At 54.4% G+C, this 25300-nt stretch carries 22 protein-coding genes; 11 read left to right on the top strand and 11 right to left on the bottom strand.

The window, feature by feature from the left end; all coding sequences use genetic code 11:
• The first annotated feature begins 360 nt into the window (after positions 1-360).
• Genes pyrC through K7G70_RS08385 form a run of 4 tightly spaced genes read left to right on the top strand, consistent with a single transcriptional unit; the run spans position 361 to position 2756 of the window.
• Positions 361-1404, top strand: coding sequence for a dihydroorotase (gene pyrC / locus K7G70_RS08400; RefSeq protein ID WP_255589924.1), 1044 nt, complete (start codon positions 361-363; stop codon positions 1402-1404).
• A 5-nt stretch (positions 1405-1409) separates the two neighbouring features.
• Positions 1410-1832, top strand: a complete 423-nt coding sequence (locus K7G70_RS08395) for a DUF1801 domain-containing protein (RefSeq protein WP_223788175.1) — start codon at positions 1410-1412, stop codon at positions 1830-1832.
• Positions 1833-1892: 60 nt separating this feature from the next.
• The gene (locus tag K7G70_RS08390) at positions 1893-2333 is read left to right on the top strand and encodes a hypothetical protein (RefSeq protein WP_223788174.1); all 441 of its coding nucleotides are present in this window, start codon (positions 1893-1895) and stop codon (positions 2331-2333) included.
• 3 nt (positions 2334-2336) lie between these two features.
• The gene (locus K7G70_RS08385) at positions 2337-2756 is read left to right on the top strand and encodes a gamma-glutamylcyclotransferase family protein (RefSeq protein WP_223788173.1); all 420 of its coding nucleotides are present in this window, start codon (positions 2337-2339) and stop codon (positions 2754-2756) included.
• 13 nt (positions 2757-2769) lie between these two features.
• On the opposite strand, the gene K7G70_RS08380 is transcribed toward K7G70_RS08385, so the two are convergent.
• The 3 genes from K7G70_RS08380 to K7G70_RS08370 all read right to left on the bottom strand — a co-directional run bounded on the left by K7G70_RS08380 (position 2770) and on the right by K7G70_RS08370 (position 7957).
• Entirely contained in the window at positions 2770-3423 is a 654-nt protein-coding gene (locus tag K7G70_RS08380; protein ID WP_223788172.1) for an SGNH/GDSL hydrolase family protein, read from the bottom strand.
• A 937-nt stretch (positions 3424-4360) separates the two neighbouring features.
• Positions 4361-4822 carry an FKBP-type peptidyl-prolyl cis-trans isomerase gene (locus K7G70_RS08375; protein WP_223788171.1) on the bottom strand — a complete coding sequence of 154 codons (462 nt, stop codon included), beginning with the start codon at positions 4820-4822 and terminating at the stop codon, positions 4361-4363.
• Positions 4823-4942: 120 nt separating this feature from the next.
• Positions 4943-7957 (bottom strand): aminotransferase class III-fold pyridoxal phosphate-dependent enzyme, encoded by a 3015-nt coding sequence (locus K7G70_RS08370; RefSeq protein ID WP_223788170.1) that lies wholly within the window; start codon positions 7955-7957, stop codon positions 4943-4945.
• Between the two features lie 115 nt (positions 7958-8072).
• Here K7G70_RS08370 and K7G70_RS08365 point away from each other — a divergent pair, with 115 nt between their 5' ends.
• Complete coding sequence (locus tag K7G70_RS08365) at positions 8073-9035, top strand: isoaspartyl peptidase/L-asparaginase family protein (protein WP_223788169.1); 963 nt, start codon at positions 8073-8075, stop codon at positions 9033-9035.
• A gap of 90 nt (positions 9036-9125) precedes the next feature.
• On the opposite strand, the gene K7G70_RS08360 is transcribed toward K7G70_RS08365, so the two are convergent.
• On the bottom strand, positions 9126-9542 hold the full coding sequence (locus K7G70_RS08360) for a hypothetical protein (RefSeq protein ID WP_223788168.1): 417 nt from the start codon (positions 9540-9542) through the stop codon (positions 9126-9128).
• Between the two features lie 186 nt (positions 9543-9728).
• Here K7G70_RS08360 and K7G70_RS08355 point away from each other — a divergent pair, with 186 nt between their 5' ends.
• On the top strand, positions 9729-10493 hold the full coding sequence (locus tag K7G70_RS08355) for a hypothetical protein (protein WP_223788167.1): 765 nt from the start codon (positions 9729-9731) through the stop codon (positions 10491-10493).
• A 539-nt stretch (positions 10494-11032) separates the two neighbouring features.
• On the opposite strand, the gene K7G70_RS08350 is transcribed toward K7G70_RS08355, so the two are convergent.
• Positions 11033-12211 carry a murein hydrolase activator EnvC family protein gene (locus tag K7G70_RS08350; protein WP_223788166.1) on the bottom strand — a complete coding sequence of 393 codons (1179 nt, stop codon included), beginning with the start codon at positions 12209-12211 and terminating at the stop codon, positions 11033-11035.
• A gap of 146 nt (positions 12212-12357) precedes the next feature.
• Here K7G70_RS08350 and K7G70_RS08345 point away from each other — a divergent pair, with 146 nt between their 5' ends.
• From K7G70_RS08345 to K7G70_RS08335, 3 genes are read left to right on the top strand one after another with little or no spacing between them, the layout of a single operon-like run.
• On the top strand, positions 12358-12783 hold the full coding sequence (locus K7G70_RS08345) for a rhodanese-like domain-containing protein (RefSeq protein WP_223788165.1): 426 nt from the start codon (positions 12358-12360) through the stop codon (positions 12781-12783).
• 54 nt (positions 12784-12837) lie between these two features.
• Positions 12838-13323, top strand: coding sequence for a protein-export chaperone SecB (gene secB, locus K7G70_RS08340; protein WP_223788164.1), 486 nt, complete (start codon positions 12838-12840; stop codon positions 13321-13323).
• Positions 13323-14351 carry an NAD(P)H-dependent glycerol-3-phosphate dehydrogenase gene (locus K7G70_RS08335; protein WP_223788163.1) on the top strand — a complete coding sequence of 343 codons (1029 nt, stop codon included), beginning with the start codon at positions 13323-13325 and terminating at the stop codon, positions 14349-14351. Before secB ends, K7G70_RS08335 begins: the two co-directional genes overlap by 1 nt.
• A 76-nt stretch (positions 14352-14427) precedes the next feature.
• Here the strand turns inward: K7G70_RS08335 and K7G70_RS08330 are convergent, their stop codons facing one another.
• Positions 14428-15447 (bottom strand): SRPBCC family protein, encoded by a 1020-nt coding sequence (locus tag K7G70_RS08330; protein WP_223788162.1) that lies wholly within the window; start codon positions 15445-15447, stop codon positions 14428-14430.
• A 149-nt stretch (positions 15448-15596) separates the two neighbouring features.
• Between K7G70_RS08330 and K7G70_RS08325 the strand changes: the two genes are divergently transcribed.
• Positions 15597-17024, top strand: coding sequence for a DNA recombination protein RmuC (locus K7G70_RS08325; RefSeq protein WP_223788161.1), 1428 nt, complete (start codon positions 15597-15599; stop codon positions 17022-17024).
• 5 nt (positions 17025-17029) lie between these two features.
• Here the strand turns inward: K7G70_RS08325 and K7G70_RS08320 are convergent, their stop codons facing one another.
• From K7G70_RS08320 to pyrF, 5 genes are all read right to left on the bottom strand, one after another.
• Positions 17030-20209, bottom strand: a complete 3180-nt coding sequence (locus K7G70_RS08320) for an efflux RND transporter permease subunit (protein ID WP_223788160.1) — start codon at positions 20207-20209, stop codon at positions 17030-17032.
• Positions 20206-21420, bottom strand: coding sequence for an efflux RND transporter periplasmic adaptor subunit (locus K7G70_RS08315; protein ID WP_223788159.1), 1215 nt, complete (start codon positions 21418-21420; stop codon positions 20206-20208). Before K7G70_RS08315 ends, K7G70_RS08320 begins: the two co-directional genes overlap by 4 nt.
• 208 nt (positions 21421-21628) lie before the next feature.
• Entirely contained in the window at positions 21629-22057 is a 429-nt protein-coding gene (locus K7G70_RS08310; protein WP_223788158.1) for a MarR family winged helix-turn-helix transcriptional regulator, read from the bottom strand.
• Between the two features lie 123 nt (positions 22058-22180).
• The gene (locus tag K7G70_RS08305; RefSeq protein WP_223788157.1) at positions 22181-22957 is read right to left on the bottom strand and encodes a MerR family transcriptional regulator; all 777 of its coding nucleotides are present in this window, start codon (positions 22955-22957) and stop codon (positions 22181-22183) included.
• Between the two features lie 107 nt (positions 22958-23064).
• Positions 23065-23868, bottom strand: a complete 804-nt coding sequence (pyrF, locus tag K7G70_RS08300) for an orotidine-5'-phosphate decarboxylase (RefSeq protein WP_223788156.1) — start codon at positions 23866-23868, stop codon at positions 23065-23067.
• Positions 23869-23956: 88 nt separating this feature from the next.
• Here pyrF and K7G70_RS08295 point away from each other — a divergent pair, with 88 nt between their 5' ends.
• Positions 23957-25297, top strand: a complete 1341-nt coding sequence (locus K7G70_RS08295; protein ID WP_223788155.1) for a Do family serine endopeptidase — start codon at positions 23957-23959, stop codon at positions 25295-25297.
• The last annotated feature ends 3 nt before the right edge of the window (positions 25298-25300 follow it).

The following is a 25300-nucleotide window of genomic DNA, read 5'->3' as shown; positions in this document are numbered from 1 at the left end:
GGGCAGCTCAGGCGGTGGTTCAGAAGATCCTTTGGCGCGTCGACTGCAGTTGACGGCATGGCCAGGCGAAAAGCCGCAGCCTTCATGTGCAGGATCACTTTGACAGGCTCAGTGAGCTTTTAATAATAGGTTGGAGCGTCGACTTCAGTCGACGACATGGCCAGGCTTGAAGCCGCAGCCATCATGGGCTGGTTGGGTGCTCAGGTGATGGATGGTGACCGTTGGTGTTTTTGATTCGTAAAGCCAAAGATCACCACCAGCGCCGACTGAAGTCGGCGCTCCAAGGGATGGGTGTGGACTTCGGTCCAAGTTGGGTGCAGAATCATTTATAATGCCTCCATTCCAACAAACACATGAACCATGGCGATCCAATCCATCACCATCACCCAACCCGATGACTGGCATGTGCACCTGCGCGACGGTGCCATGTTGCAACAAGTGGCTGGGTACACCGCCCGTCAGTTTGGCCGGGCCATCATCATGCCGAATTTGACCCCACCAGTGACCACTGCCGCCATGGCCGCGGCTTATCGCGACCGGATCAAGGCAGCGACGGCTGATTACCCGGACTTTGAGCCGCTGATGACGGCTTATTTGACCGATGACATGGATCCCGAAGAAATCGTGCGGGGCCATGCTGATGGCGTGTTCACCGCGGCCAAATTGTATCCGGCCAATGCCACCACCAATTCGGCGGCCGGGGTCACCGATGTGAAGAAAATCTATGCGGTGCTGGAAGCCATGCAGCGCATGGGCATGCCCTTGTTGGTGCATGGCGAGGTGGTCAATGATGCCATCGATGTGTTTGACCGCGAAGCGGCTTTCATTGATCAAGTGATGCAGCCCTTGCTCAAAGACTTGCCGGAATTGAAAGTGGTGTTTGAACACATCACCACCCAAGACGCGGCCGATTTCGTGACCGCCGGTGATGAGCACTTGGCCGCCACCATCACCGTGCACCACCTGCAAATCAACCGCAATGACATGCTGGTCGGTGGCATCAAACCCCACCTGTATTGCTTGCCCATTGCCAAGCGTGAGCTGCACCGCCAAGCACTCAGACGCGCCGCCACTTCAGGCTCCGGCAAATTCTTCCTCGGCACCGACACCGCGCCGCATGCCATCGGCGACAAAGAAAGCGCCTGTGGCTGTGCCGGCATTTTCAGTGCCCCACAAGCCTTGGAAAACTACCTGCAGGTGTTTGAAGAAGAGGGGGCGTTGGACCGCTTCGAAGGGTTTGCCTCTTTATACGGCCCTGCCTTCTATGGCTTACCGGTGAATGACAAAAAAGTCACTTTGAGCAAAGCCAAGCAGGTGGTGCCCGAACGCATGGGCCAAGGGCCATTGACGGTGGTGCCGTACCGATCAGGTCAAACGCTGGTCTGGCAACTGCAAGGAGAGTGAATCCCATGCACGCCGGAGTGGCCAATCTCATTGACGGCTATCCCACAGCAGCCCGGCAACGGTTTTTGCAGCTGCGGGAAATGCTCCACCAAACCGCCTGCGACATCACAGAAATCCAGGAATCCTTGAAGTGGGGCGAACCCAGTTACCAAAGCCCCAAAGGCAGCCCCATCAGATTCGCTTGGAAAGCCGCCAATCCAGATGAGCTGGGCGTTTACTTCAATTGCAACACCCGCCTGGTCAGCACTTTTCGTGAGCTGTTGCCCGAATTGTCTTACCACGGCAATCGTGCCATCAAGCTGTCGCTGACGGGAGCATTGCCTGTGGCAGACTTGCGTTTGTGTTTTGACTTGGCCTTGCTTTACCACCAACTCAAACACCTGCCGCTGTTGGGGGTCAATTTTTCAGAGACACAACGGGTGAACTGATCATGGGCATCCAATCAAATAATCATTCAGTTCTTTTGATCGGTGGAGCAACAAATCGTCATGCTTGACCACCGCTCACGTTTGATTAATGAGCTGATTCGGTTACCAGATGTGGATGTTGAAGCACCTCCCACCGTGCCTTTGGATTGGTTTTTTCAAGGCAATGCTGAAGAGCAGTCCATCGCCCCCAACCTATGGGGTTATGGCCGCCCATCGTTAAAAACCATGTATCAACAACTCAAAGCCATTGAAAACCGACCTGAAGTGAATTGTGTGTTGGTGGGGATGCATACCTGTTGGGATGAGGCTTTGGATCAACCCACTTGGTGGCCAGGAGGAGAGAACATTCACATCATCACATCAGCCAGCCAGTCAGAAGTTGAGCAGTGGAGCGCAGGCTTACAAGTTGACGCGGTGTTGTTGGGTTGGCCGTATGGAGAACACCCCATGTCACCAAAACCGCCGGCTAACTGTGTGGTATATTCATTGTCTTGGGATTGAGTCATGAGTCGAAATAAGCGCCCACATACGGTTTTTTTCTACGGTTTGTTTATGGACCCTGATTTGTTGCGCCAACAGGGTTTACACCCGAGCAACCCACGCCTGGCCAGTTTACCCGGCCACCAATTGGTGATCGGCCAACGGGCCAGTTTGCGACCGCAAGCGGAGGCCGAGGTCTGGGGCTTGGTGATGGAGCTGCCCGCAACCGAGTTGAAACAACTGTACAGCGAGCCCAGCGTCCGCGAATATGTACCGCAATGGTCGGTGGTCAACTTGGCAGCCGGTGGCCAAACTGATGCTGTGGTTTATGTGTTGCCGGAACAACTGATGGCTGGCAGCAACCCCGCTTATGCCAAGCAACTGACCCAAGTGGCGACCCGTCTGGGCTTGCCTGCAGTCTACGTGAAGTCAATCATGCCATGAGGTGCCCATTGATTCACTTGATCTTGGCAGCACAACCACAGGTTTGCGGTTGAAACAAGGTGTTCACAATCACCTCTGCCGCCTTTTCACTGCCAGCGCGGGAGGGATGAAAACCATCTGAGCCATAATAAGAGTAATCGCCGGTTGCTTCAATGTGGTCTTTCCACACCTGACCCACCGGGATCAAAATGGCGTTGTTGGCCTCAGCCCCGGCGGTGTAATTGCGGATCACCCCGGGGAAGGTGTGAAACCAGGCGATGGACGGCCACACCATGAAATAGGCCAGGCGGCAGCCGTTCTCTTGGCACAAGCGGGCGTAGTCGGCCCCGCCATTGACCAACATCTGATAACCATCCAGTTGTGATGACGGGCCTTGTTGGATCACCACAAAATCAAAGCGGGTGGAACGCACCAGTTGCTGCACCCGTCCCTCTGCCCAATGGTCGACAATGGCATAGCCACCCTTGGCCACCACCGCGGTGTTGACGGTGATGCCGCGGCGCGCCGCATCCTGTTTCACCAGCTTGGGCAGGTCGTTGCCCTGGGTCAGGCTGTTGCCGACAAACAGCACGTTGTAAGCTTGCTGTACTTTCGTATGGGGCTTGGTTGCCACGGCGGTGCCCAGCCAAGTCAAACAACAGGCCAGTACCCATAATCGCAGATTCATGTTCGGTTCTCCGGTTCATCAGTGTTCACCAAGATACCGAGGCCCATGAAAAAAAACCTTCGGTAAAGTTCTTTTTGTTCAATGGGGTGAATGGACGGTGGTTACGAAAATGGACTGAATTCGACGCGGAGAATTTACCTGGATTCACAGAACAAAGTTACGGATCGCCAGCGGCCCGCTGGCATTCTTTTTAAATAAATTCACAGTGGTGTGCCGGCGAGCCGCCAGCAGTCCGGACAATTCATTGGAGCGTCGACCTCAGTCGATGACATGGCCAGGCTTTGGCCGCAGCCATCATGGGCTGGTTGGGTGCTCAAGTGATGGATGGTGACCGTCAGTGTTAATGATACTTCATGCTATTAATCACGCCCAATGCCGACTGAAGTCGGCGCTCCAAGGGTGTGTGTAATTAGTGGTTGAAGATAGCGAAGTCCTTGGCAACTGTTGGGATCACTTCGACGGGCTCAGTGGGCTTTGAATTAAAGCTTGGAGCGTCGACCTCAGTCGACGACATGGCCAGGCTTTGGCCACATCCATCATGGGCTGGTTGGGTGCTCAAGTGATGGATGGTGACTGTCGGTGTTATTGATTCTTCATGCTGATAATCGCCTCAACGCCGACTGAAGCCGGCACTCCAAGGGTGTGTGTAATTAGTGGTTGAAGATTGCGAAGTCCTTGGCAACTGTTGGGATCACTTCGACGGGCTCAGTGGGCTTTGAATTAAAGCTTGGAGCGTCGACCTCAGTCGACGACATGGCCAGGCTTTGGCCGCAGCCATCACCCAACCCAAGGTGGCTGAGCCTGTCGAAGCCGGTCTTGAGATCGGACACACTTCGACGGGCTCAGTGGTCTATACCGTTTGCTTTGTCGCGGTATGACTGCCCACAAAAAAGGCCTGCCGAATGGCAAGCCTTGTGACTGTGCTTGATTGGATCAATCAGTGCGCGTGTTTGTGGGCTTTTTCTTCTTCGGTGGCTTGGCGCACGTCTTCGATGGATACCGAGAAATGCAGGCGTTGGCCAGCCAGGGCGTGGTTGCCGTCAACGGTGACCACGTCATCAACCACTTCGGTGATGGTCACAGGCACAGGACCTTGTTCGGTTTCGGCTTGGAATTGCATGCCGACTTTGATTGCATCAACGCCTTGAAAAGCCGAGCGGGGCACTTTTTGGATCATTTGTTCGTGGCGCACGCCATAGGCTTCTTCGGGTTCAATGGAAACTTCAAAAGAGTCGCCTTTGGCTTTGCCTTCCATCGCTTTTTCCAATCCGATGATGATGTTGTGCGCACCTTGCAAGAATTTCAGTGGATCACGGCCTTCCGATGAGTCCAAAACATTGCCTTCGTCGTCTTTCAGGGTGTAGTGCATGGCCACCACACAATCGTTTTTAATTTGCATGTTGATTCCTGTTTTGTTTGGGTTGTGCCGATCCGATCGAACCGATTTCATCGGCATGAAAATCGTATATGGGGACAAACCCAACGATTTAAACCGATTGCGCTGGACTTTTGTGCCACCTCAGACCCGTTGCATGGCATTTTCCATCAGCACGGTCTGCAGCCGCTGCAACAATTCATCGGCATGCGGCGTTTGAAAAGTGATCGGCGGTTTGATTTTGATCACATTGTGGTCGGGTCCATCGGTGCTGATCAAAATTCCCATGTCGCGCAGTCGATTGGCCAAATAGGTGGCCTGTTCGGGCAGTGGGTTCAAGGCGTCGTCACCCAATTCAAAACCCAAAAATAAGCCCTGGCCGCGGACATCTTTGATGATGGGATGGTCGGCCATTAAGGCCTGCAAATGTTGCTTCAGATGGGTGCCGGTGGTCAGTGCATTGTGTTGTAATTGGCGGTCTTTGATTTCACGCAACACCGCCAAGCCCACCGTGGCTGAAACGGGGTTGCCGCCAAAGGTGTTGAAATACTCCATGCCATTGGCGAAGCGGTCGGCCACTTCGCGGGTACAAACCACCACCGCCAAGGGGTGGCCATTGCCGATGGGTTTGCCAATGGTCAGGATATCGGGCACCACGCCGTGGGGTTCAAAAGCCCAAAAATGACTGCCAATGCGACCACAACCGACCTGCACTTCATCGGCGATGCACACACCGCCGGCGGCGCGGACCGCGGCATAGGCTTGGGCCAAATAGCCTGCAGGCAACTCGATTTGGCCACCACATGACACGATACTTTCGGCGATGAATGCCGAAATTTGTTGGCCAGCAGCTTGCAGTCGATCAAGCTGTTGTTGCACATAGGCCGCATAGACTGGCCCTGTGTCAGCCCCCCGGTGGCGACCGCGAAAGGCGTCTGGCAAAGGCACGATGTGGGTGTGCTTGGGCGCACCCTGACCACCTGAACCATCGAATTTGTAGGAACTGATGTCAATGGTGGCCTGGCTGTTGCCGTGGTAACCGGATTCCAAGGCAATCACATCGACCCCACCTGAATAAGCCCGGGCCATGCGCAGCGCCAATTCATTGGCTTCGGAACCGGAGTTGACCAAATGCACCACCGACAGTTCATCCGGCAAGGTGGCCAGCAAGGCAGCGGTGAACTCGTTGATCGCCGGGTGCAAGTAGCGGCTGTTGGTGTTGAGCACCGCCATTTGGGCTTGGCCAGCTGCCACCACCCGGGGGTTTTCGTGCCCCACATGGGCCACGTTGTTGCAGGTATCCAGGTATTTTTGACCCCATTGGTCGATCAGGTAAACGTCGTCACCGCGCAACATTTGGATGGGTTCAGAATAGGACAGGCTCAAAGATTTGCCCAAATGCTGGTGTCGGAACTGGATCAGGTCTTGGTTGTTGGCCGGTGGTTGTGGTTGGGCATCATCGGTTTGAAACAATGTCATGGGATCCGGACACAGATCGGCCATCACTGCTTGTTGCTTGGGCCGGCAAGCGCCTGGAAAATCGTGTTCATGGCCCAACATGTCGAGCATCAGCTGAAAATGCAGGTGGGGACTCCAGCCACCATTTTCATGGGGCTCACCGACCCAAGCCAACAAAGCCCCGGCCGCCACCTCATCACCCAATTGCAGGTGGTCCAAGGTGCACCGACTCAGGTGGCCATACAAGGAATAAAACACCCCGCCAGGAAAGTCGTGTTGCAGGATCACAGTGGGCCCGTAGTCTCGGCGTTGGTGGTTGTCGCGCAAACCGACCACCCGACCGGCCAAGGGCGCATGCACCGCGGTCATGGCCGGTAACCAAACGTCCAAACCCAAGTGTATGGTGCGGTATTCTTTGCCTTGATTGCCGGCAAAGCTGAAGGCATCGGCGGCATAAAAAGAGCGGGCTTCCAGATAGCCACCGGCCAAAAATGCCTCGGGATCGGCGGCTTGTGCTTGAGTCATTTTGAAGTGTTGCAAGGGGTGGTTTTCATAGTCACCGGCGCCGCCCAGCAGGGTGCTGGCCACCCCCAAGTCGACCACTTGTATGCGGGTTTTATTTGCATGCTCGGGAAACACTTGGGACAAAGGCATGCGCTGTGCTTGCAGGTGTAGTTTGAGTGCCTTGGATTGAGGGTGCGCGCTGTGGCCACACACCTGGCGAAAGGTGCTGTGGGCCAATTGTGCCGGCACCGCTTGCCAGGCATGTAACAAGGCCCAAGCCGGTTGTTCGCTGATGGTTTTGTAGGCATTGTCCGGGTCGGTCTGCCGGGCCAGGGCGGCCTGGGTGACACTGACCACCAGGCGCATGCCGATCAAATGATACAAATGAGCCAACTCTTGTTCGAGCAGCGGCAGGACTTGGTGGTAGCCACGCACGATGTGCGCGGCGGCGGTCAATGGGTCGGGTTTGTGCATCAAGGCGTAGGCACAAACAATCGCCAGCTCATGAATCAATTGGCTGAGGATGGCATCACCAAAATCAATGATGCCGGTGACTTGATCCTGGGCCACCAGCACGTTGTTGTCATTCAAGTCGTTGTGAATGATTTGTTGTCGCAATTGGGCATGGCTGGATTGGTTTTGTTCGAACAGTTCGATGAAATGTTGCCAGCAAGCGCGTTGTTCACCGCTGAACAACGCGCGGTGTTGTTTGACCCACAGGCACTGGGCCAAGTCCCAGCTGAATGTCCGTTGTGCTTGGGGGTGTTGCAAGTCTTGTAAGGCCTGGTTCAAGTGCGCGGCTTGTTGTCCCAAATGGTGCAGCATGGCCGGGCTGTGTGGCTGAAAGCCGGACATCAAATCACCGTGCACCCAAGTCAACAGCCGCATCACCAAGGCCCCCTCAGAACCTGGCTCCAACACCGTCAACCACTGGCCTTGTTGATCCAACACCGGTTGCGGCCAGGCCAGGTCGGTTTGTTGGTGGCTGGCCAGGTGGTGCATCAAGTCCGCTTCAAAGGCCAGATCATCCAGCGCTGCAAGCCGGCTGATTTTGACCGTGAAGGCCTGTTGTGGTGTGGTCAGTTTGAAGTTGGCATCGACATCGCCAACCAGGGTGGTCAGTTCACCACTGAGCTGGTGGTGTTGCTGCAGCCAGTGGGCCACTTGTGTGCTGCTGATGGGGGCGGCTTGTTTCATGCAATCTGTCCGGCAAAGCGGTGGATTTTTTGGTATTGTAGAGCAAGTCCAGAATCAGGCGGGAGCTTATATGAAAAAGTTATGTGTATTGATGATTTTTTGCGGAGGATTGGCCATGGCTACAGAACACAACATCGGCATCGTGATTCATGGGGGTGCCGGGACCATCAAACGGGATCAACTCAGTGCCGCACAGGAACAAAGCATCCGCACTGATTTACAAGCCGCCTTGGATGCCGGATATGCGGTGCTGGCAGCCGGCGGGGATTCCACCCAAGCGATCATCGCCGCCATCCAATTGATGGAAGATTCGCCGCACTTCAACGCCGGCAAAGGGGCGGTGTACACCAAACCCGGCAAACATGAGTTGGATGCCTCGATCATGCGCGGCAGTGACCTCGAGGCCGGTGCCGTGGCCGGGGTCTCGTTCACCAAGAACCCGATACTGGCGGCCGAACAAGTGATGTTGCATTCGCCCCATGTGATGCTGGCCGGGACCGGTGCCGACACCTTTTCCAAGGCCAAGGGACTGGCACAAGTGACCAATGATTATTTTGACACCGAAGCCCGGTTCAAAGCATGGCAAGAAGTGGATGCCAAGACCAAAGCCAAACAACAAGAACAAGCCGCTGCCAAAGACGTGTTGGATGCCGAATTCAAATTCGGCACGGTGGGCGCGGTGGCGGTCGATCAAAACGGCGATTTGGCGGCTGGCACTTCAACCGGGGGCATGACCTACAAGGCTTGGGGCCGCATTGGCGATTCGCCGGTGATTGGCGCCGGCACTTATGCCGACAACCGCAGTTGTGGCATCTCAGCCACCGGCCATGGGGAGTTTTTCATCCGCTATGCCGTGGCCCACGACATCTGTGCCCGGGTGCGGTATCAAAATGTATCACTGCAACAAGCGGCCGATGCGGTGATCATGGGTGAACTGAAAAAAGTCGGTGGCTCCGGTGGCATCATCGGCATGGACCCGGCCGGGCAACCGGTGATGGTGTTCAACACCCCGGGAATGTATCGTGGCTACAAAACCCCACAACAATCGGTGGTGGCGATCTACGACGACGAGGATTGAGGCACGGCTTAATGACTGATGCGGCCCACCAAAAAGGCTGCGTGTGAATCTCACAGCACAGCCTTCAACGAGGTAAAAAGGCGGGTTGGCTTACTTGACTTTGTAAACCACCGGTTGCCAATCATCGGTGTTGTTGCTGGAGGCATCATAAGCCACGTAATATGACTTTTCGGCTTCGACATTGATTTTCAGCGTGTTTTTGAGGCTTTCCAGGCCGCGTCGCTGTTTCAAGCCCATGATTTGTTTGGTGTAATTGCTGTTGATCTGGGTGCTGAAGCGCAGTTCATATTCACCCGGCTGCAACCACACAGCATCGCCGCGAACCGGCACGTTTTCACCGTTGACCATCAACAGTTTCACCGGAAACAGTTGTTTGGCGCTGTTGGAGTGGTTCATCACCACCTTGGCCGAGGGGTCGCTGGGCGAAGCAAATTTAAAAGCCAGCGCGCTGCCAGAGATGAGGATGCCAGTAAAGAGGATAATTAAGGGGATGGTGATTTTTTTCATGTGCTGCTCCTGATGGTTCAATTGTACAGTATTCATAGCCAGTCTTTGATATGTTACATCTACGAAACTGAATGTAGTGTGAACCAGACCCCAACAATTGATCTGACCCGCTGAAGTGTGACCGGCTTGTGACTGCTGGCTGGCTGGGTATACAATGGGGGCTTCTTCACATTAAAAGGATTTACCATGTCAGAACCCATTTCCATCGGTCGCATTTTCGAATTGACCAACAACACCTTCAAAGACCACTTTGGTTATTTGGCGGGACTGGCCGCGCTGTTCATTGGCTTGGCCTTTGTGGTGGGCTTGTTGGGGGGTTATTTGGCCTTGCTGTTTGGCCCCGCCCTGTTCTTTGTGATCATGGTGTTGATGCTGATCGTTTATGCCAAGTTGGCGATCATGGTGCATCGCTTGGTGTTGTTGGATGAAAAGGGCCTGGAGCACCTATTGCAATGGCGCCTGGTGGAGGTCCAATTCATTGGCTGGATTGTGGCGGTGTTGCTGTCATTGGCGGCGGTGATCTTTGTGTTGTTCAAAATCGCGCCGCCCATGGCGCCAGCAGCCGGCGTTGGGGGCGGCTCTGCGGTGTGGTTGTTTTTACTGGCACTGATCATCATGGGCATTGTGTTTTCACGACTGGCCATGGTGTTTCCGGCCACCGCAGCGGGTCACCGCCTGTCTTTGAGTGAGTCTTTCGAGATGACCCGCCACCACAAGTTTTTTGTGTTTTTCTTGGTGGTTTTGGTGCCATACATCACCAACCGCATCTTCCAACAAATCAACACCGAGTCGTTGGCCTTGATGCTGCTGGTGGAGTTGATCTCGGTGCTGGTGATCATTTTCGAAGTGGCCTTGTTGTCGCATGCCTATGAAGCATTGCGCGGCGGTGCCGATGATGAACCCCCAGGTGATCAGGCGGAAGCCGATGAGCCCAATGAATTGGTTGGCTGACTGGGGCCTGTTAACACCCACTGCAAGACCACTGTGCAGGCTGCAAAGGTCACAATCAAGGCGCGAATCGCGTGGTTTGGTCACTCCAATCGAGCGGTAAGCAACGCCGGGTGTGGCCTTTGCAGTCTGAACCCATGGGGCTGGGTCGTATTTTTCATCCCTCAGCGTTATTCACTCGCTCATGTGGAGTGGGCACACCTCACGACTGATGCCTTAATGGCTGAAAAATACGATCCAGCAGTCGCCTTTCAGTGGGTGTTAAGGCCGGGGCCTGTTAACACCCACTGAATGACCACTGTTCAGGTTACAAAGGTCACAATCAAGGCGCGAAAAGCGTGGTTTGGTCACTCCAATCGAGCGATGAGCAACGCCGGGTGTGGCCTTTGTAGGCTGAACCCATGGGGCTGGGTCGTATTTTTCATCCCTCAGCGTTATTCACTCGCTCATGTGGAGTGACCACACCTCACGACTGATGCCTTAATGGCTGAAAAATACGATCCAGCAGTCGCCTTTCAGTGGGTGTTAACAGGCCCTAAAATTCACTTGAACCAGGGCACGGGGTTGGTGGGGTCGGCGGCCTGACGGATCTCAAAATACACCCCGGCCGGATCGATGTTGCCGGAATTGCCGGCGGTGGCGATCACCTGGTCGGCTTGCACCCAGTCACCGACTTCGGCCAACAGGCTTTCGTTGTGCCCATACAAGGTCATGTAATCATCACCGTGGTCAATCACGATCAACAAGCCATAGCCGCGCAGCCAATCGGCAAAGGCCACCCGACCATAGGCGGTGGCGGTGACTTCGGTGCCTGCCTCATTGCCAATCACCACGCCATCCCAGCGGCTGTAGCCTGCCCGCAAGGAGCGGTATGAGCGGATGATGTTGCCGTCCAGTGGTTGTTGCAGCTGTCCTTTCAAACGCGCAAATGAGGTGTTTTCGCCGAGGTTTTCCGGCAGGTCGTCGAGGTATTGGGTGATTTGTAACAACAACTGATTGAGGCGCTGGCTGTCGGCCTCCAGGATTTGGTTTTCATCCTGATAGGCTTGGATGGTGTCGCGCAAGGAGGCCAGCACCAAAGCGCGTTGTTGTTTCTGGGCCACCATGGCGTCTTGTTCGGCATTGAGTTTTTGTTGCTCTTGTTCCAGAGCGGTTTTTTGGTCGGTGATTTGTTGTTGGTATTGTTCCAGCTGTTTGATTTGTACCGCGATGTTTTCGATCAACTCATACAGTTTGTGTTGCAGGTATTTGATTTGGTGTTGGGTGACCTCGGCGTGGCGCGTGCTGGGATTGAGCAGCATCATTTTTAAGATGCGGTCGTGGTTGATGAAGATGTGCAAGCGCAACAATTCGGCCATCTGCTGCTTTTGCTCACTGATGCTGTCGTTTTTCAATTGAATTTCTCGGCCCAACACCTCGATTTGTTGTTCGGCGGTGGTGATCTTGGCTTGGGTGTCTCTGATCTGGCGTCCTTGCTGGTTGATCATTTGATCCTGCGCTTCCAGCTCTTGCAGCAGCTTGGCTTCTTCGCCGGTGGCCTGGTTGAGTTGGTCTTTGAGGGTTTCCAGGCGTGTTTTGATGTCTTCCAGTTGAGCCGCAATGGCGGCTTCATCGGTGTCTTCTTGTGCCAGCAGTGGGGCGGTGCATGACACCAGCAGCAACAACAAGAACAGCAAACGCATGGGCAAACGGCAAATCATCGCAAGACAACAGCGGCTCATGTTATCAAACTCATTGCGCAGAAAAAACTGTTTTGCCGAAGATTCTGTTTGAAAGCTTGGCATATGCTGAGTTTTTGCGGGATTTGACTTGATTTTTTGTGGTGATACCTTATATTGTCCCTTTTCCATTTTTAGGCGGTCACGCAATGTCTCAATTGGTCGAATTTGTCGGCAACCATCCGTTCATGTCGTCACTTTTCATCATCGTGCTGATTCTGTATTTGCGCGCCCTGTATCAGGACAAAAGCAAAGCTTACCAGAGCGTTAATGTCGATCAACTGACCCGTTTGGTCAACCAGCAAAATGCCCAGGTGATTGATGTCAGACCGAAAGACGCGTTCGCCCAGGGACACATCGTGAATGCCATCAATGTGCCGTTGGAAGACATCAGTGCCGGCAAAATCAAGTTGGATAAATTAAAGAAAAAGCCCGTGGTGGTGTGTTGCCAAATGGGCCGCACTTCCATGACCGCCAGCCAGAAGTTGAGCGAAGCCGGTTTCGAACAGGTCTTCAACTTACAAGGCGGCATCAACGCCTGGATCTCGGACAAATTGCCTTTGAGCAAAGCCTGACCCCTCATTTTTTTAGACGAATCACTGGATTCGTGAAATTTTTAGGAAGCTATCATGACAGAAGAAAAACAAGCCGCAGCGAATGCTGAAAACCAAGGACCAACCATGTCTTTGCAAAAAATTTACACCAAAGACGTCTCATTCGAAGCACCCAATGCGCCCCACATTTTCAATGAGCAGGGTCAGCCTGAAATCAAATTGAACATGAACCAAAAAGTCACCAAGTTGGATGACAACACCTATGAAGTGGCTTTGACCGCCACCGTGACTTGTACCGTGGTGGAAAAAACCGCCTACTTGGTTGAAGTGTGCACCGCCGGCATTTTCAGCATGAGCAACTTCAGCGAACAAGCCTTGCACCAAACTTTGGGTGTGTACTGCCCGAACGTGTTGTTCCCGTATGTCAGACAACAAGTCAGTGACATGGTGATGGCCGGTGGCTTCCAGCCGCTGATGCTGCAACCGGTTAATTTTGAGCAAATGTATGCCCAACAAATGCAACAAGCTCAAGAGCAAGCAGCCTCCAGCACCAAGCAATAATGACCACGCCTGGCAGCACCGCTGACACCCAACTGCTGAAGTTTGCGGTATTGGGCGCCGGATCCTGGGGCACCGCCCTGGCCATGCAATTGGCACGCACCGGTGACACCATCCTCTGGGGTCGCAACCGCACCGCCATGCAAGCCATGCAGCAAAGCCGCAGCAATGAACAGTATTTGCCAGGCATCCAGTTTCCCGAGAAACTGATCATCGAACCCGATTTGGCCACTGCCATCGCCCAATGCGAGGCGGTGTTGGTGGTCTGTCCGTCACACGCCTTCAGTGACATCTTGCAACAAATCAAACCGTTGTTGGGTGAACGGCCATTGGCTTGGGCCAGCAAAGGCTTTGAACCCGGCACCGGCCGGTTTTTGCATCAGGTGGCCGAGGAAATCATTGGCACCCAGGTGCCCATGGCCCTGGTCACCGGTCCGTCATTTGCCAAAGACGTGGCCATGAATAAACCCACTTTGGTGACCGTGGCTTCCAACCACGCCGACTTTGCGATGCAGGTCAGCAAAGCCCTGCACACCGACAAATTCCGCGCCTACATTTCCACCGATGTGATCGGGGCCGAATTGGGTGGGGCGGTGAAAAACGTGCTGGCCCTGGCCACCGGTATTGCCGATGGCATGGCCTTGGGTGACAACACCCGGGCCGCCTTGATGACCCGGGGCATGGCCGAGATGATGCGTTTGGGCGAAGCCTTGGGCTGCAAACCCGAAACTTTGATGGGTTTGTCAGGTCTGGGCGATTTGGTGTTGACCTCCACCGGCGATTTGTCACGCAACCGCCGCATGGGTCTGGCGTTGGGCAAAGGCATTTCCATCGAACAAGCACAACAAACCATCGGCCAAGTGGTCGAAGGCATCGGCACCACCGATGAAGTGATGCGCTTGGCCCAAAAACACGGCGTCGACATGCCGATCACCGAGCATGTGTGGAAAGTGGTGCACGGCCAAATGACCACCATTGAGGCCTTGTCGGCCCTGATGGACCGAGACATTCGGCCCGAATTCAGTGATTGATCAGCGACCATCAATCACTCGCCAATAAAAAAAGGAAGACCGCGGTCTTCCTTTTTTTATGCCTGGTGAAGGTGGCTTATTTGATCGGTTGGTAGATGTGGGTTTCGATCTCTGATTCGGCCACCAAGGTGGGGTCATTGGCATACACGTCCCATTGCGCACCATTGGTTTCCAGTTCATGCTCGGCCAGGTAGGCATTCATCAACACCATCGAGGCATCACCTTGGTCATAAGGGCCTTTTTGGATGTATTTGACCACCTTGCCGCCATAGGTTTGTCCCAGCATGATGGTTTCCACTTCACCTTCCAAACTGTCGACGTTGACCGGAATGGCAGCGTCCATTTCCCACACACTGTTTTCATAATTGCGGGTGATGGCCAATGGCATGCCGGCCATTTCCAACCCATTGGCCTGCATGAATACCATGATCTGACCATACGCTTCGGCCAAAGCCGCCGCCACCGCACCGTCCTCATCGGTGTTGGCTGAGGTGGGGATGTACAAAACATTCTGAGGTGCCACATTTTCTATGCTGAAACCAGAGAAATCGTACACCGGTTGGGCTTCAACCAAGGCTTTGAGTTTGCTCAAGCCGGTTTCGTAATTGGGACCGAGCATGTCATCCATCATCAAGCCAAAGTAGCGGCCCAAGACATTGCCTTTGAAGTCGGCATCAAAAGTCCAAGACAATTCCGAGGAATCACCGAGGTCCTTGATTGCCAAGGTGGCCCATGCCGGGTCGTCGCCTTGGCCATCAAAATACAATTCGGTTTTGACCCTCGAATAAGGCTCTGATTCGATGATGGTTTGGCGCCCAGAACCGACTTCGTCATTGCCTTGCCAAGCCATCTTGGAACCCACGCCGGTGGCCGGTCCAGTGAATTGATACTGGGCATTGGGATCGGTGTCAGCCCAGGGTGACCAATCGTTGAATGTGTGCATGGAGTTGACCGCTTTGAACACCATTTTCGCCGGCCGATCGATGGTGATGGAACGGCTGACCTGCACTTTGTCTGGCAAAAAGAAAAAGCCATAAACAAAAAAGGCAATGATCAGAAACAACAACGCAAAAAACAGATACTTGAAAACTCTCATGTTAAATTCCCTGGGTTTTGTTGGGCTTAAATGATAGCATATTAATGCCTGGACACAGGGCATCGGTTGCAGAAAATTTTACCATCGCAACTGGGCTTTGAAGGCCACTGTATTCTGCTGAAAGAACACCCAAGGAGCCAAGTCATTTGATGAATAACCTGTTGCACACCGTCAGCCAAAACCCGCTGCCAAGCCTGTTGATCAGCGGCTTGCTGGGGGTGTTGTTGAGCGCCTTGGTGGCCTGGTTGTTGTGGCGTCGTGCCCAGCAAAAACTGTCGCTTGCTGCGGCCGAAAAACACCGCGGCATGGAACAACTGTTGCAACAGCAAGTGGACCAATTGAAAACCACCAATGCCGAGTTGTTGGCCGAACTGGAGCAACACGAAGCCGAGCTTTTGCGCTTGAATAAATTGGCGGTGCAATTGGATGAACAACTCAAACACAGCCGCCAGCAGGCCCATTTGGCCGAACAGTTGCGCAGTGAACTGGGTGAGGCCGAAATCAAATTGACCAAAATGCGCTCGGAAGTCGAGCACCAGCAACAACGCTTTCAACAACAACACGAATTCCTGGAGCAATCCAAGGCCTTGTTGGCCGATCATTTCAACACCCTGGGACAAAAGATTTTGGAAGAAAAGTCGGCCAAATTCAGTTCGCAAAACAAAGAACAAATGGACCAGGTGATCAAACCGTTGAACCAACAGTTGAAGGATTTCCAGGCCTTGGTGCACAACACCAGCACCCAAGGCCTGGCGCAGCAAAAATCCTTGAAAATGGAAATCGAGCGGGTCTATCAGTTGAACCAAGAGCTCAGCAAAAAAGCCGAAGACCTGACCAAAGCCCTGACCGCCGAGAGCAAAACCCAGGGCAACTGGGGCGAAATGGTGCTGCACCGCTTGCTGGAGGTGGCCGGTTTGGAACAGGGCCGGGAATATGACACCGAAGTCAGTTTCACCAATGCCGACCACAAACGCTTCCGCCCCGATGTGCTGATTCATTTGCCGCAACAAAAAGCCTTGATCGTGGACGCCAAGGTGTCCTTGAAAGCCTTTGAACAATACGTCAATGCCGAACAGGACAGTGAACGCCAGGCCCACCTGAAACAGCATGTGCAGTCGATGCAAACCCACATCAAGAATTTATCAGACAAGGCTTATCAAAACATCGAACAACTTGATTCGGTGGATTTTGTGTTGATGTTCGTGCCGGTGGAAGCGGCCTTTGTGGCCGCCATCAATGCCCAACCCGGCTTGTTGGAAGAAGCTTATAAGAAGAACGTATTGATTCTATCGGCCAGCAACCTGTTGGCCACCTTGCGCACGGTGATGATGCTGTGGCAGAACGAGAACCAAAACAAAAATGCCCAAGTCATAGCCGACAAGGCCGGCAAAATGTATGACAAGTTCGTCGGTTTTGTGGACAACCTGAATGACATCAAAATGCGCCTGGATCAGGCCGATGATGCCTGGCACGCGGCCGAGAACAAACTCAAAAGTGGTCGCGGCAACCTGGTGCGACAAGCGGACACCCTGAAACAACTGGGTGCCCGCAACAGCAAGAACTTATCGTCTGATTGATCCAATCAGGTGCGCAATTCACCTTGATCTCCTGGTTGTGGCACTGGGGCGGTGGTGCCGCCTTTGCGTTGGTAACCATCCAAGCGGATGAATTTATATTTGAGGTTTTCCAACATGGCGTACAAGGCCGGGATCAGGATCAGCGTGATCACCGTGGCGAACAAGATGCCAAAGGCCAGCGACACCGCCATGGGGATGATCACCTTGGCTTGTAATGACTGTTCAAACATGATCGGCAACAAACCAAAAAAGGTGGTCAGTGAGGTCAACAAAATGGCCCTGAAGCGCTTGCTGCCGGCGTGTTTCACCGCCGTGATGATGTCGACGCCCTGGCGCCGTTCTTTGTTGATGTAATCAACCATCACCAGCGAATCATTGACCACCACCCCGGTCAGGGCGATGACCCCAAAAATCGACATCATGCTGAAGGTCATGCCGAGCAACAAATGCCCGACGATGGCGCCGGTGATGCCAAAGGGAATCACCAACATGATGATGATCGGCTGCGCGTAAGATTTCAGCGGGATGGCCAACAACACATAAATCAACAAAATGGCCGACAACATGCCGATGCCCAAGTTTTTCAAGAGTTCGGTCATCTCTTTGCTGGTGCCATCCAAGTCGTAAGTGATCTCGGGGTATTCCGGCACGATGGGTTGACCGGGTGCTGGCATCAATTGACCCACAATGGCCTGCGGATCGCCAATGGCTTTGTCGACCATGGCGGTGATGCGGGCGGCCCGCTTGCGGTTGACCCGTTCGATGGCATTGGCCGCTTTGCCCAGGTTCACTTCGGCCACCGTGCTCAACGGCAACTCATCGCCGGCGGCGGTGCGGATGCGCAATTCATCCAAGGACTTCAATGATTCCCGGGTGGCGCGGTCGTAGCGCAGCATGACCTTGATTTCGTCGTTGCCGCGTTGCAGGCGTTGCACCTCTTCGCCGTAGTAGGCCTGGCGGATTTGACGGCCGAGGTCGGCTTGGTTCAAGCCCAGGTTGCGGCCGATGGGTTTGATCGACAATTCAATTTCGTCTTTGCCCGCTTCGATGGAGTTCCTGACATCAGACACGCCTTCGAAGGCCTTCAGGCGTTCGGCCAGGATGTCGGCCGCCAGGCGCAATTCTTCGGTGTCGCTGCCGACCAATTTGAGGCTCACGTCCGGGCCTTGTCCAGGACCGGTCAAGGACATGGTGCCGATGTGCGTGGCGCCGGGGATCTCACCGATGTATTCAGTCCAACGATTGAGCATTTCTTTGCCGTCGATCACCGCGTCCTCGTCTTTGACCAATTCGACGATGACCCGACCCGAAATTTGTGAATCCAGGAACGACAACTGGTGGGTGAACACGGCACCGCTGTCCTGACCCACTTCGCGGCTGACGTCGGCATCCAAGCGTTCCAGTGAATCCTGGATGTGCTTGAGCACCTCGCTGCTGCGTTCTTGTGGGGTGCCTTGGGCCATGGCGAAATCGGCCTGCACGAAATCGGCCACAAAATCCGGCATCATCACAAAACGCACCAAACCGTTGTTGATCAAGCCAGTGCTCAATAAGAACACGCCAATGAATACCGACAGCGTCAAACCGGGGCGGCGGATGGCTTTGTCAATGGTCGGCTGGTATTGGTTCTTGATCACGTGTTCCAGGCCATGGTTGACCTTGCGCTGCAAGCGCAGCAGGGGACCGGGGTTTTTGGTGCCAATGTCATCTGAACGCATGTGGGCCAAATGCGCTGGCAGGATCAATTTGGATTCGACCAAAGAGAACAACAAACACAGGATCACCACCCATCCGATGGCCTCGAAAAACGAGCCAAACAAAGTGCCGACAAACAACATCGGTGCAAACGCCGCGATGGTGGTCAACACCCCAAAGGTTGCTGGGGTGGCCACCCGTTGGGCGCCCACCACCACGTTCTTCAAGGAATGGCCTTTGTGTTGGATTTCATAGTAGGAACTCTCACCGATCACAATGGCGTCATCCACCACGATGCCCAGCACCAAGATGAAGCCAAACATGCTGAGCATGTTGATGCTGATGCCGGTCAGCGGCAAAAACATGAAGGCGCCGAGGAAAGCCACGGGCAAGCCCAACATCACCCAGAAAGCCACCTTCAAGCGCAAGAACAGGGTCAGGGTCAACAACACCAACACCGCCCCTTGCAGCATGTTGCGTTCCATCATGTCCAAACGACCGCGCACGTAATGCGAGGTGTCGGACCAAGTGGCCACCGACATGTTTGGCGGCATCTTGTCTTGCATGCGGGCCACGTAGGCATTGACTTCATCAGAAATCACCAACACCGATTCATTTTCCACCGCATTGACCTGGATGCTGATCGCCGGCTTGCCATCGAAGGTGCCGATCTCACCGGTCTCTTCAAAACCGTCTTTGATGGTGGCGACATCGGACAACAACAAGCGGGAGCCATCGGGGTTGGTGCGGATCACGGTTTGCGCGAATTCAGCGCCGGTGTAGGATTGACCCACCGAGCGGAGCAACACGTCGCCGCGATCGGTTTTGATCGAGCCACCGGGTAAATCAATCGAGGCCGCGCGCAACACCGCGGCGATTTCATCGAAGGTGATTTGGTATTGGCGCAGGGTGTCTTCTTTGATTTCAATGGCGATCTCATAATCGCGTTCGCCAACCAAAGAGGCCATCGACACATTAGGCAAGTCAATCAAGTCATCGCGCACGTCGCGGGTGGCTTGCAGCAGGTCGTCTTCGGGCACGTTGCCATAGACCGACAGGAACAGCACCGGCTGCTGTATCAGGATTTCACTGATGATTGGTTTTTCTGCTTCACCGGGGAAGGAGTTGATGCCATCAACCCGGTTCTTGATTTCGGCCATGACGTTTTTGACGTCGTAGTCACTGCCGATCTCGATGTTGGTGCGGGCCGCCCCTTCATTGGCCAGACAGGTGGTTTTGTCGATGCCTTCCAGGCCGGTGACCGCATCTTCGATTTTCACACAAATGCCTTTTTCCACCTCATCCGGAGCCGCGCCCGGATAGGCCATGGTCACCAACACCTGGTTCACCGAAGTGGCCGGAAACATCTCTTTTTTCAGGGTGTAGGCCGCTCGCAAGCCACCGATGATCAACACCACCATCAACAAATTGGCCGCCACCGGATTGCTGGCAAACCAATGGATGATGCCTTGGTCCCATTGTTTCTTCATTGTTCGGCTCCGGCCGTTTGCACCGCCGTGTCGGTCGCCTCGGCTGGCTCAGTGGCCGCGGCTTGCAGGCGCAATTTCATGCCCACAGTTGGGGCCTGGATGGGGGTGGTGATGATCACATCCTGGGTGCTCAAACCTTGGTCCACATAGAAGTGCTCGTTGGTTTTGTGCACCACGTTGACTGCTTTGATGGCCAGGGTGTCATCGGCTTGATACACCGGCAGTTGGTCATTGGGCATCATCCATGAAGACGGGATGGCAAACACGTTGGCATAGGTGCCGCCGGTGATTTCGGCTTTGAGGAAGGTGTTGAACAACAGGTCATGGGCAAACGGCTGGGTGATTTCGGCCACCGCATAGTTCATCAAGGTGCGGGCATCTTTGCTGGCCTCCAGGCGTTTGATCAGGCCTGAAGTGACGGTTTGGTCCTGGTCATCGGCAAAGCGCACCGCCAAGGGTTGGTTCGATAAATCGCGGTCTTTGAGGTTGAGTTTGTTGAGGTCCTGATTGGTCAGCGGCAAGCGCACTTCACCGACCTCGGTACCGGCGATGCTGCCCAGCTGCCCTGACATGCCAACGAATTGACCCAGGTCCACCGATTTGCTCAACACGGTGCCAGCAAACGGTGCCACGATGGTGGTTTTTTCCAAGTCCCGGCGGGCTTTTTGCAGGTCGGCTTGGGCTGCCTTGAGGCTGGCCTTGGCGCCATCCAATTGGGGGATGTTCAGCAACAAGGCGCTGGGTTCGCCGGACTTGCCGAATGAATTCCAGTCCTTGCGCGCCTGGTCCGAGCGGGCTTGTTCCAAATCCAGCGTGGCCTGGGCGCTGGCCAAGTTGGCCTCGGCACGGGCCACCGCCACCCGGTAATCGGCCGGATCGATTTGCACCAACACATCACCCGCGGCAAAGCTGCCGCCAGCGACGAAAGTCGGGGACAGGGATTGGACTTTGCCACTGACTTCGGTCAACAAGGCAATTTGCCGTTTCGGCTGTAACACGCCTTGGGAGTTGATGGTCAAGGTCAATTCGGTGGGGCTGACGGTGGTGGTTTCCACCAAAAAGCCCTTGGGTTTTTCCGGGATTTTGGCCGGCTCTTCTTTCATGCCGGACATGATAAACAAGATCACAAACACCACCAAGAATACGGCCAGGATCGGCAACAGGCGCTTGATGAATGGGATGGGTTTGGCTTGGTGGCTGATTTGTTCCATGGTGTTTACGCTCTCATAATGGGTTCTTGGTTGGTCATCAGGCCCCCAACTGTTTGACCACCAATGGCTCGAATCTGGATGTGCTCTTCACAGTCTATTTTATCGGATGGGTCGACCATCGGAAATAGACCATTAGGCCCGATTTTAACCAGCCTGTGATTAAACAGACGTGAACCAGCGCTGATTGGTTGAAGAATTAATTCGTTATTCATGTGCTGAGGCCAGACAGCAGGCCATGCAGTTGTTCGGCATCGGCGGTATCAAGGTGTTGAAACACACCGGCCGACAGTTGATTCAAGCTGTTGTTGGCTTGTTGGTAACTGCGCAAGCCGGCGGCGGTCAGCTTGACCAGACTGACCCGGGCATCGCGCGGGTTGACTTGTTTGCTGACCAAGCCCACTTTTTCCATGGGGTTCAGCATTTTGGTGACGCCCGAGGCCGAACGACACAAGACCCGGGCCAAATCGATGCGACGCAGCATCAATTGGGGGGCGGCATTGAGGTGATGTAAGGCCATGTATTCGGCAAAGCCGAGGCCATGCACGGCGCCCAGGTGGGCGTCCAGTTGACGAACCAAGGCGTTGGTTTGGGTCCACAATTGGATCAGGGTTTGGGTGTTGGCATTGGGTTGGTTCATGATGTTTCACTTATGTTTTACCAGTGCAGTATATGTAAAATGAATCGCTTGTCAAGCAAAACCTCACCACCGATGTGGACACATGGTGGTGAGGCCTTTCATGGGGCGAGTTCAATCTGTTGGTCAGCCGGCTTCGGCTTGCTGGGCATAGTGGGCGATGGCCTGGCTCAAAAACTCAGCAAATCCAGCACCATAATGGTTCAGGTGGGCCGTGAACTTGGGGTCAGTGACATACATCTGTCCCAGGGCCGCAAATTGGGCCACCCCACAATCATACCAATGGTCATGGATCAGCATGCGGGCGGCATGGACCTGTTGTTGCACTTGGGGGTCGGCCACCCCCTGTGGCATCAAAGCGGCCAGTTGCTGGTAGATGGCTTGCTGTTGTTGGTTGATGGCTTGCACGTCGGCATCGCTGTATTTGGCCAAGCGTTGTTGTGATTGTTGGAAGGACTGGGTTTGTCCCCAGCGTTGTTTGGCTTCGGCCAAGTGGGCCGCTTTGTCCTGCTCAAAGGCCTGCTGGTTGGTGGCGTTTAAAAATTGTTCACTCATGTCGGTGGCTCCGTGTTGGTTTGAACTCAACAGTTCGTCTATGAAATCAACCATCTTGCCCAAGCGCTGTTGTTTCATGGCCAACAGGTTGCGTTGAAAGCGCAAGGCCTGCTGTTGGTTGGCCGGGTCGGCTTGCAACAGGGTTTTGATCTCTGCCAAGGCAAAGCCCAACTCCTTATAAAATACAATGAGTTGCAAAGTCAGCCGGTTTTCCTCGCCATAATAACGGTAGCCGTTGTGGCGGTTGACGTGTGCTGGGATCAACAGGCCCAACTGGTCGTAATGGCGCAAGGTGCGCACACTGACACCATGCATGGCGGCAAATTCTTTGATTTTGAATGAAGCCATTAAGGGTCTCTTGGATCACAGTGGGGCGCACTGTAAAGGGTAACACAACGTCAGGGTCAAGCAGGAATTTGACTTTTGTGGTGCTGATTCAGAAGACCGCCGTCAGCTCAGCGGTATTGGTTGATGGTGTTTTTCAATGTCAGGCAGGCGTCTTGAGCCGCTGCCGCGTAGTTTTCCGCCCGGTCGCCGGCGTAAATGATGCCGCGTGATGAGGAAATGATCAGCCCCAGGCCGTCCGTTCGCAAACCGGCTTTGAGGGTGGCAGCCACGTCGCCACCTTGGGCACCGATGCCGGGGATCAACAGCGGCATGTCGCCAACGATGCCACGGATTTGGGCCAGTTCTTCGGGGTAGGTGGCGCCCACCACCAGCAACACATTGTGGTGCTGATTCCAGCGTTCGCTGGCCTGTTTCGCCACCCGCTGGAACAGGGTTTCACCGGAGTCCAACGTCAGGTTCTGCAATTCTCCAGAACCGGCATTCGACGTTTTGCACAGCACCACCACACCTTTGTCTGCAAATTGGGTGTAGGGCTCGATGGTGTCGCCGCCCATGTAAGGGTTGACCGTGACTGCATCGGCTTGGTAGCGGATGAAGGCTTCATTGGCATACTGTTCGGCGGTGCTGCCGATGTCACCGCGTTTGGCATCCAGGATCACCGGAATGGTGGGGTGCTGTTGGTGGATGTATTGGATGATTTGTTGCAATTCAGTCTCGGCCCCCATGGCGGCAAAATAGGCAATCTGCGGTTTGAAGGCACAAACGTGTGCGGCGGTGGCATCGACGATGCCTTGCAGCCAGCTCAACAAGTCCACACCCATGGCGTTGATTTTGGCCGGGTTGGGGTCCAAACCGACGCAGACCAGTGAGTTGTTTTGACGTTGTGCTTGGGCTAACTGTTGGATAAACATGGTCGATTTGAAGGGACTTGAAATTTGAAACAATGCGGCTATTTTACAGGAACGGAACTTTGATTGAACCCAAGAATCAGAACAGACCATGAAAAAGTTAGCTTTGTTGTTTTTATTGTCATGCGCCGTTGCAGCCCAAGCCACCTTACCCGCGGCGGTCAATGGCCAGCCGGTACCGTCCTTGGCGCCCATTTTGGAGCGCGTGACCCCAGCGGTGGTTAACATCAACACCAAATCGGTGCAGTATGTGCGCTCGCGCAACAGTGATTTTTACAATTGGTTTTATGGCTTGCCCAACACCCCACGTGAACGGGTTACCCAATCCTTGGGTTCCGGGGTGATTGTCGATGCCATCCAAGGCTACATCCTGACCAACCACCACGTGGTGAATGATGCCGATGACATTTCGGTGGTGTTGCACGACGGCCGCACCTTCAGCGCCACCTTGATCGGTTCGGATGACGGCACCGATGTGGCGGTGATCCAAATCGAAGCCGATAACCTCACCGCCTTGCCTTTGGCCGATTCGGAGCAACTGCGGGTTGGCGATTTTGTGGTGGCGGTGGGCAACCCCTTTGGTTTGGGTCAGACCGTGACTTCGGGCATTGTCAGCGCCTTGGGCCGCACCTCTTTGAGTGGCCTGGGTTATCAAAATTTCATCCAAACCGATGCTTCGATCAACCCCGGCAACTCGGGTGGCGCCCTGATCGACCTCAATGGTTCCTTGGTCGGCATCAACACCGCCATTTTTTCGCCCTCCGGTGGCAACGTGGGCATCGGATTTGCCATCCCGTCTTCCCTGGCCCAACGCATGATGCGCCAATTGGTGGAGTTCGGCACCGTGCGCCGGGGCTCTTTGGGCATGGGGGTGCAAGACATCACCGAACGCTTGGCCAGGGCCTTTGATGTGGGTCAGCGGCAAGGCGTGTTGGTCACTTCTGTGGACCCTGAATCACCGGCCGATCGCGCCGGCTTACAAGTGGGTGACATCATCACCCGCCTCAACGGCGACCGCATCGCCAGCCAAAAGCAATTCCAAAACTACGAAGGGCTGATTGAATTGGACAGCCAGGTGACCATCGACTTTTTGCGCAATGAGCGCGAACGACAGGTGTTGACCCTGATCACCGAGGCCGATCGCAATGAGCTCAAAGGCCAAGAATTGCACCCCTTGCTCAAAGGCACTTTATTGAGCAATTTGCCGGTGCAGTATCGCGATCGCTTCCAAGGCGTGTTGTTGGAAGAAATTGAACGCGGTTCGGTGGCTTGGGATCTGGGGCTGAGGGCCGGTGATTTGATCACGGCAGTGAACAAGGCCGAGATTGCCAGCCTCAAACAACTGACCCAGCGCATCGAACAATCCAGCAAGACCCCGTTGTTGAACATTTACCGCAACGGCCGCAATTATTTGTTGTTGTTGGAAGATTAATCA

The sequence above is a fragment of the Marinicella meishanensis genome (genome assembly GCF_019931145.1).
Taxonomy (GTDB): Bacteria; Pseudomonadota; Gammaproteobacteria; order Xanthomonadales; family Marinicellaceae; genus Marinicella; species Marinicella meishanensis.
This window is presented reverse-complemented; position numbering and strand designations above follow the sequence as displayed.

Excerpts from the sequence above, each read along its gene's own strand:
- pyrC (WP_255589924.1), top strand. The coding sequence starts at position 361 with ATGGCGATCCAATCCATCACCATCACCCAACCCGATGACTGGCATGTG.
- K7G70_RS08395 (WP_223788175.1), top strand. The coding sequence starts at position 1,410 with ATGCACGCCGGAGTGGCCAATCTCATTGACGGCTATCCCACAGCAGCC.
- K7G70_RS08390 (WP_223788174.1), top strand. The coding sequence starts at position 1,893 with ATGCTTGACCACCGCTCACGTTTGATTAATGAGCTGATTCGGTTACCA.
- K7G70_RS08385 (WP_223788173.1), top strand. The coding sequence starts at position 2,337 with ATGAGTCGAAATAAGCGCCCACATACGGTTTTTTTCTACGGTTTGTTT.
- K7G70_RS08380 (WP_223788172.1), bottom strand. The coding sequence starts at position 3,423 with ATGAATCTGCGATTATGGGTACTGGCCTGTTGTTTGACTTGGCTGGGC.
- K7G70_RS08375 (WP_223788171.1), bottom strand. The coding sequence starts at position 4,822 with ATGCAAATTAAAAACGATTGTGTGGTGGCCATGCACTACACCCTGAAA.
- K7G70_RS08370 (WP_223788170.1), bottom strand. The coding sequence starts at position 7,957 with ATGAAACAAGCCGCCCCCATCAGCAGCACACAAGTGGCCCACTGGCTG.
- K7G70_RS08365 (WP_223788169.1), top strand. The coding sequence starts at position 8,073 with ATGGCTACAGAACACAACATCGGCATCGTGATTCATGGGGGTGCCGGG.
- K7G70_RS08360 (WP_223788168.1), bottom strand. The coding sequence starts at position 9,542 with ATGAAAAAAATCACCATCCCCTTAATTATCCTCTTTACTGGCATCCTC.
- K7G70_RS08355 (WP_223788167.1), top strand. The coding sequence starts at position 9,729 with ATGTCAGAACCCATTTCCATCGGTCGCATTTTCGAATTGACCAACAAC.
- K7G70_RS08350 (WP_223788166.1), bottom strand. The coding sequence starts at position 12,211 with ATGAGCCGCTGTTGTCTTGCGATGATTTGCCGTTTGCCCATGCGTTTG.
- K7G70_RS08345 (WP_223788165.1), top strand. The coding sequence starts at position 12,358 with ATGTCTCAATTGGTCGAATTTGTCGGCAACCATCCGTTCATGTCGTCA.
- secB (WP_223788164.1), top strand. The coding sequence starts at position 12,838 with ATGACAGAAGAAAAACAAGCCGCAGCGAATGCTGAAAACCAAGGACCA.
- K7G70_RS08335 (WP_223788163.1), top strand. The coding sequence starts at position 13,323 with ATGACCACGCCTGGCAGCACCGCTGACACCCAACTGCTGAAGTTTGCG.
- K7G70_RS08330 (WP_223788162.1), bottom strand. The coding sequence starts at position 15,447 with ATGAGAGTTTTCAAGTATCTGTTTTTTGCGTTGTTGTTTCTGATCATT.
- K7G70_RS08325 (WP_223788161.1), top strand. The coding sequence starts at position 15,597 with ATGAATAACCTGTTGCACACCGTCAGCCAAAACCCGCTGCCAAGCCTG.
- K7G70_RS08320 (WP_223788160.1), bottom strand. The coding sequence starts at position 20,209 with ATGAAGAAACAATGGGACCAAGGCATCATCCATTGGTTTGCCAGCAAT.
- K7G70_RS08315 (WP_223788159.1), bottom strand. The coding sequence starts at position 21,420 with ATGGAACAAATCAGCCACCAAGCCAAACCCATCCCATTCATCAAGCGC.
- K7G70_RS08310 (WP_223788158.1), bottom strand. The coding sequence starts at position 22,057 with ATGAACCAACCCAATGCCAACACCCAAACCCTGATCCAATTGTGGACC.
- K7G70_RS08305 (WP_223788157.1), bottom strand. The coding sequence starts at position 22,957 with ATGGCTTCATTCAAAATCAAAGAATTTGCCGCCATGCATGGTGTCAGT.
- pyrF (WP_223788156.1), bottom strand. The coding sequence starts at position 23,868 with ATGTTTATCCAACAGTTAGCCCAAGCACAACGTCAAAACAACTCACTG.
- K7G70_RS08295 (WP_223788155.1), top strand. The coding sequence starts at position 23,957 with ATGAAAAAGTTAGCTTTGTTGTTTTTATTGTCATGCGCCGTTGCAGCC.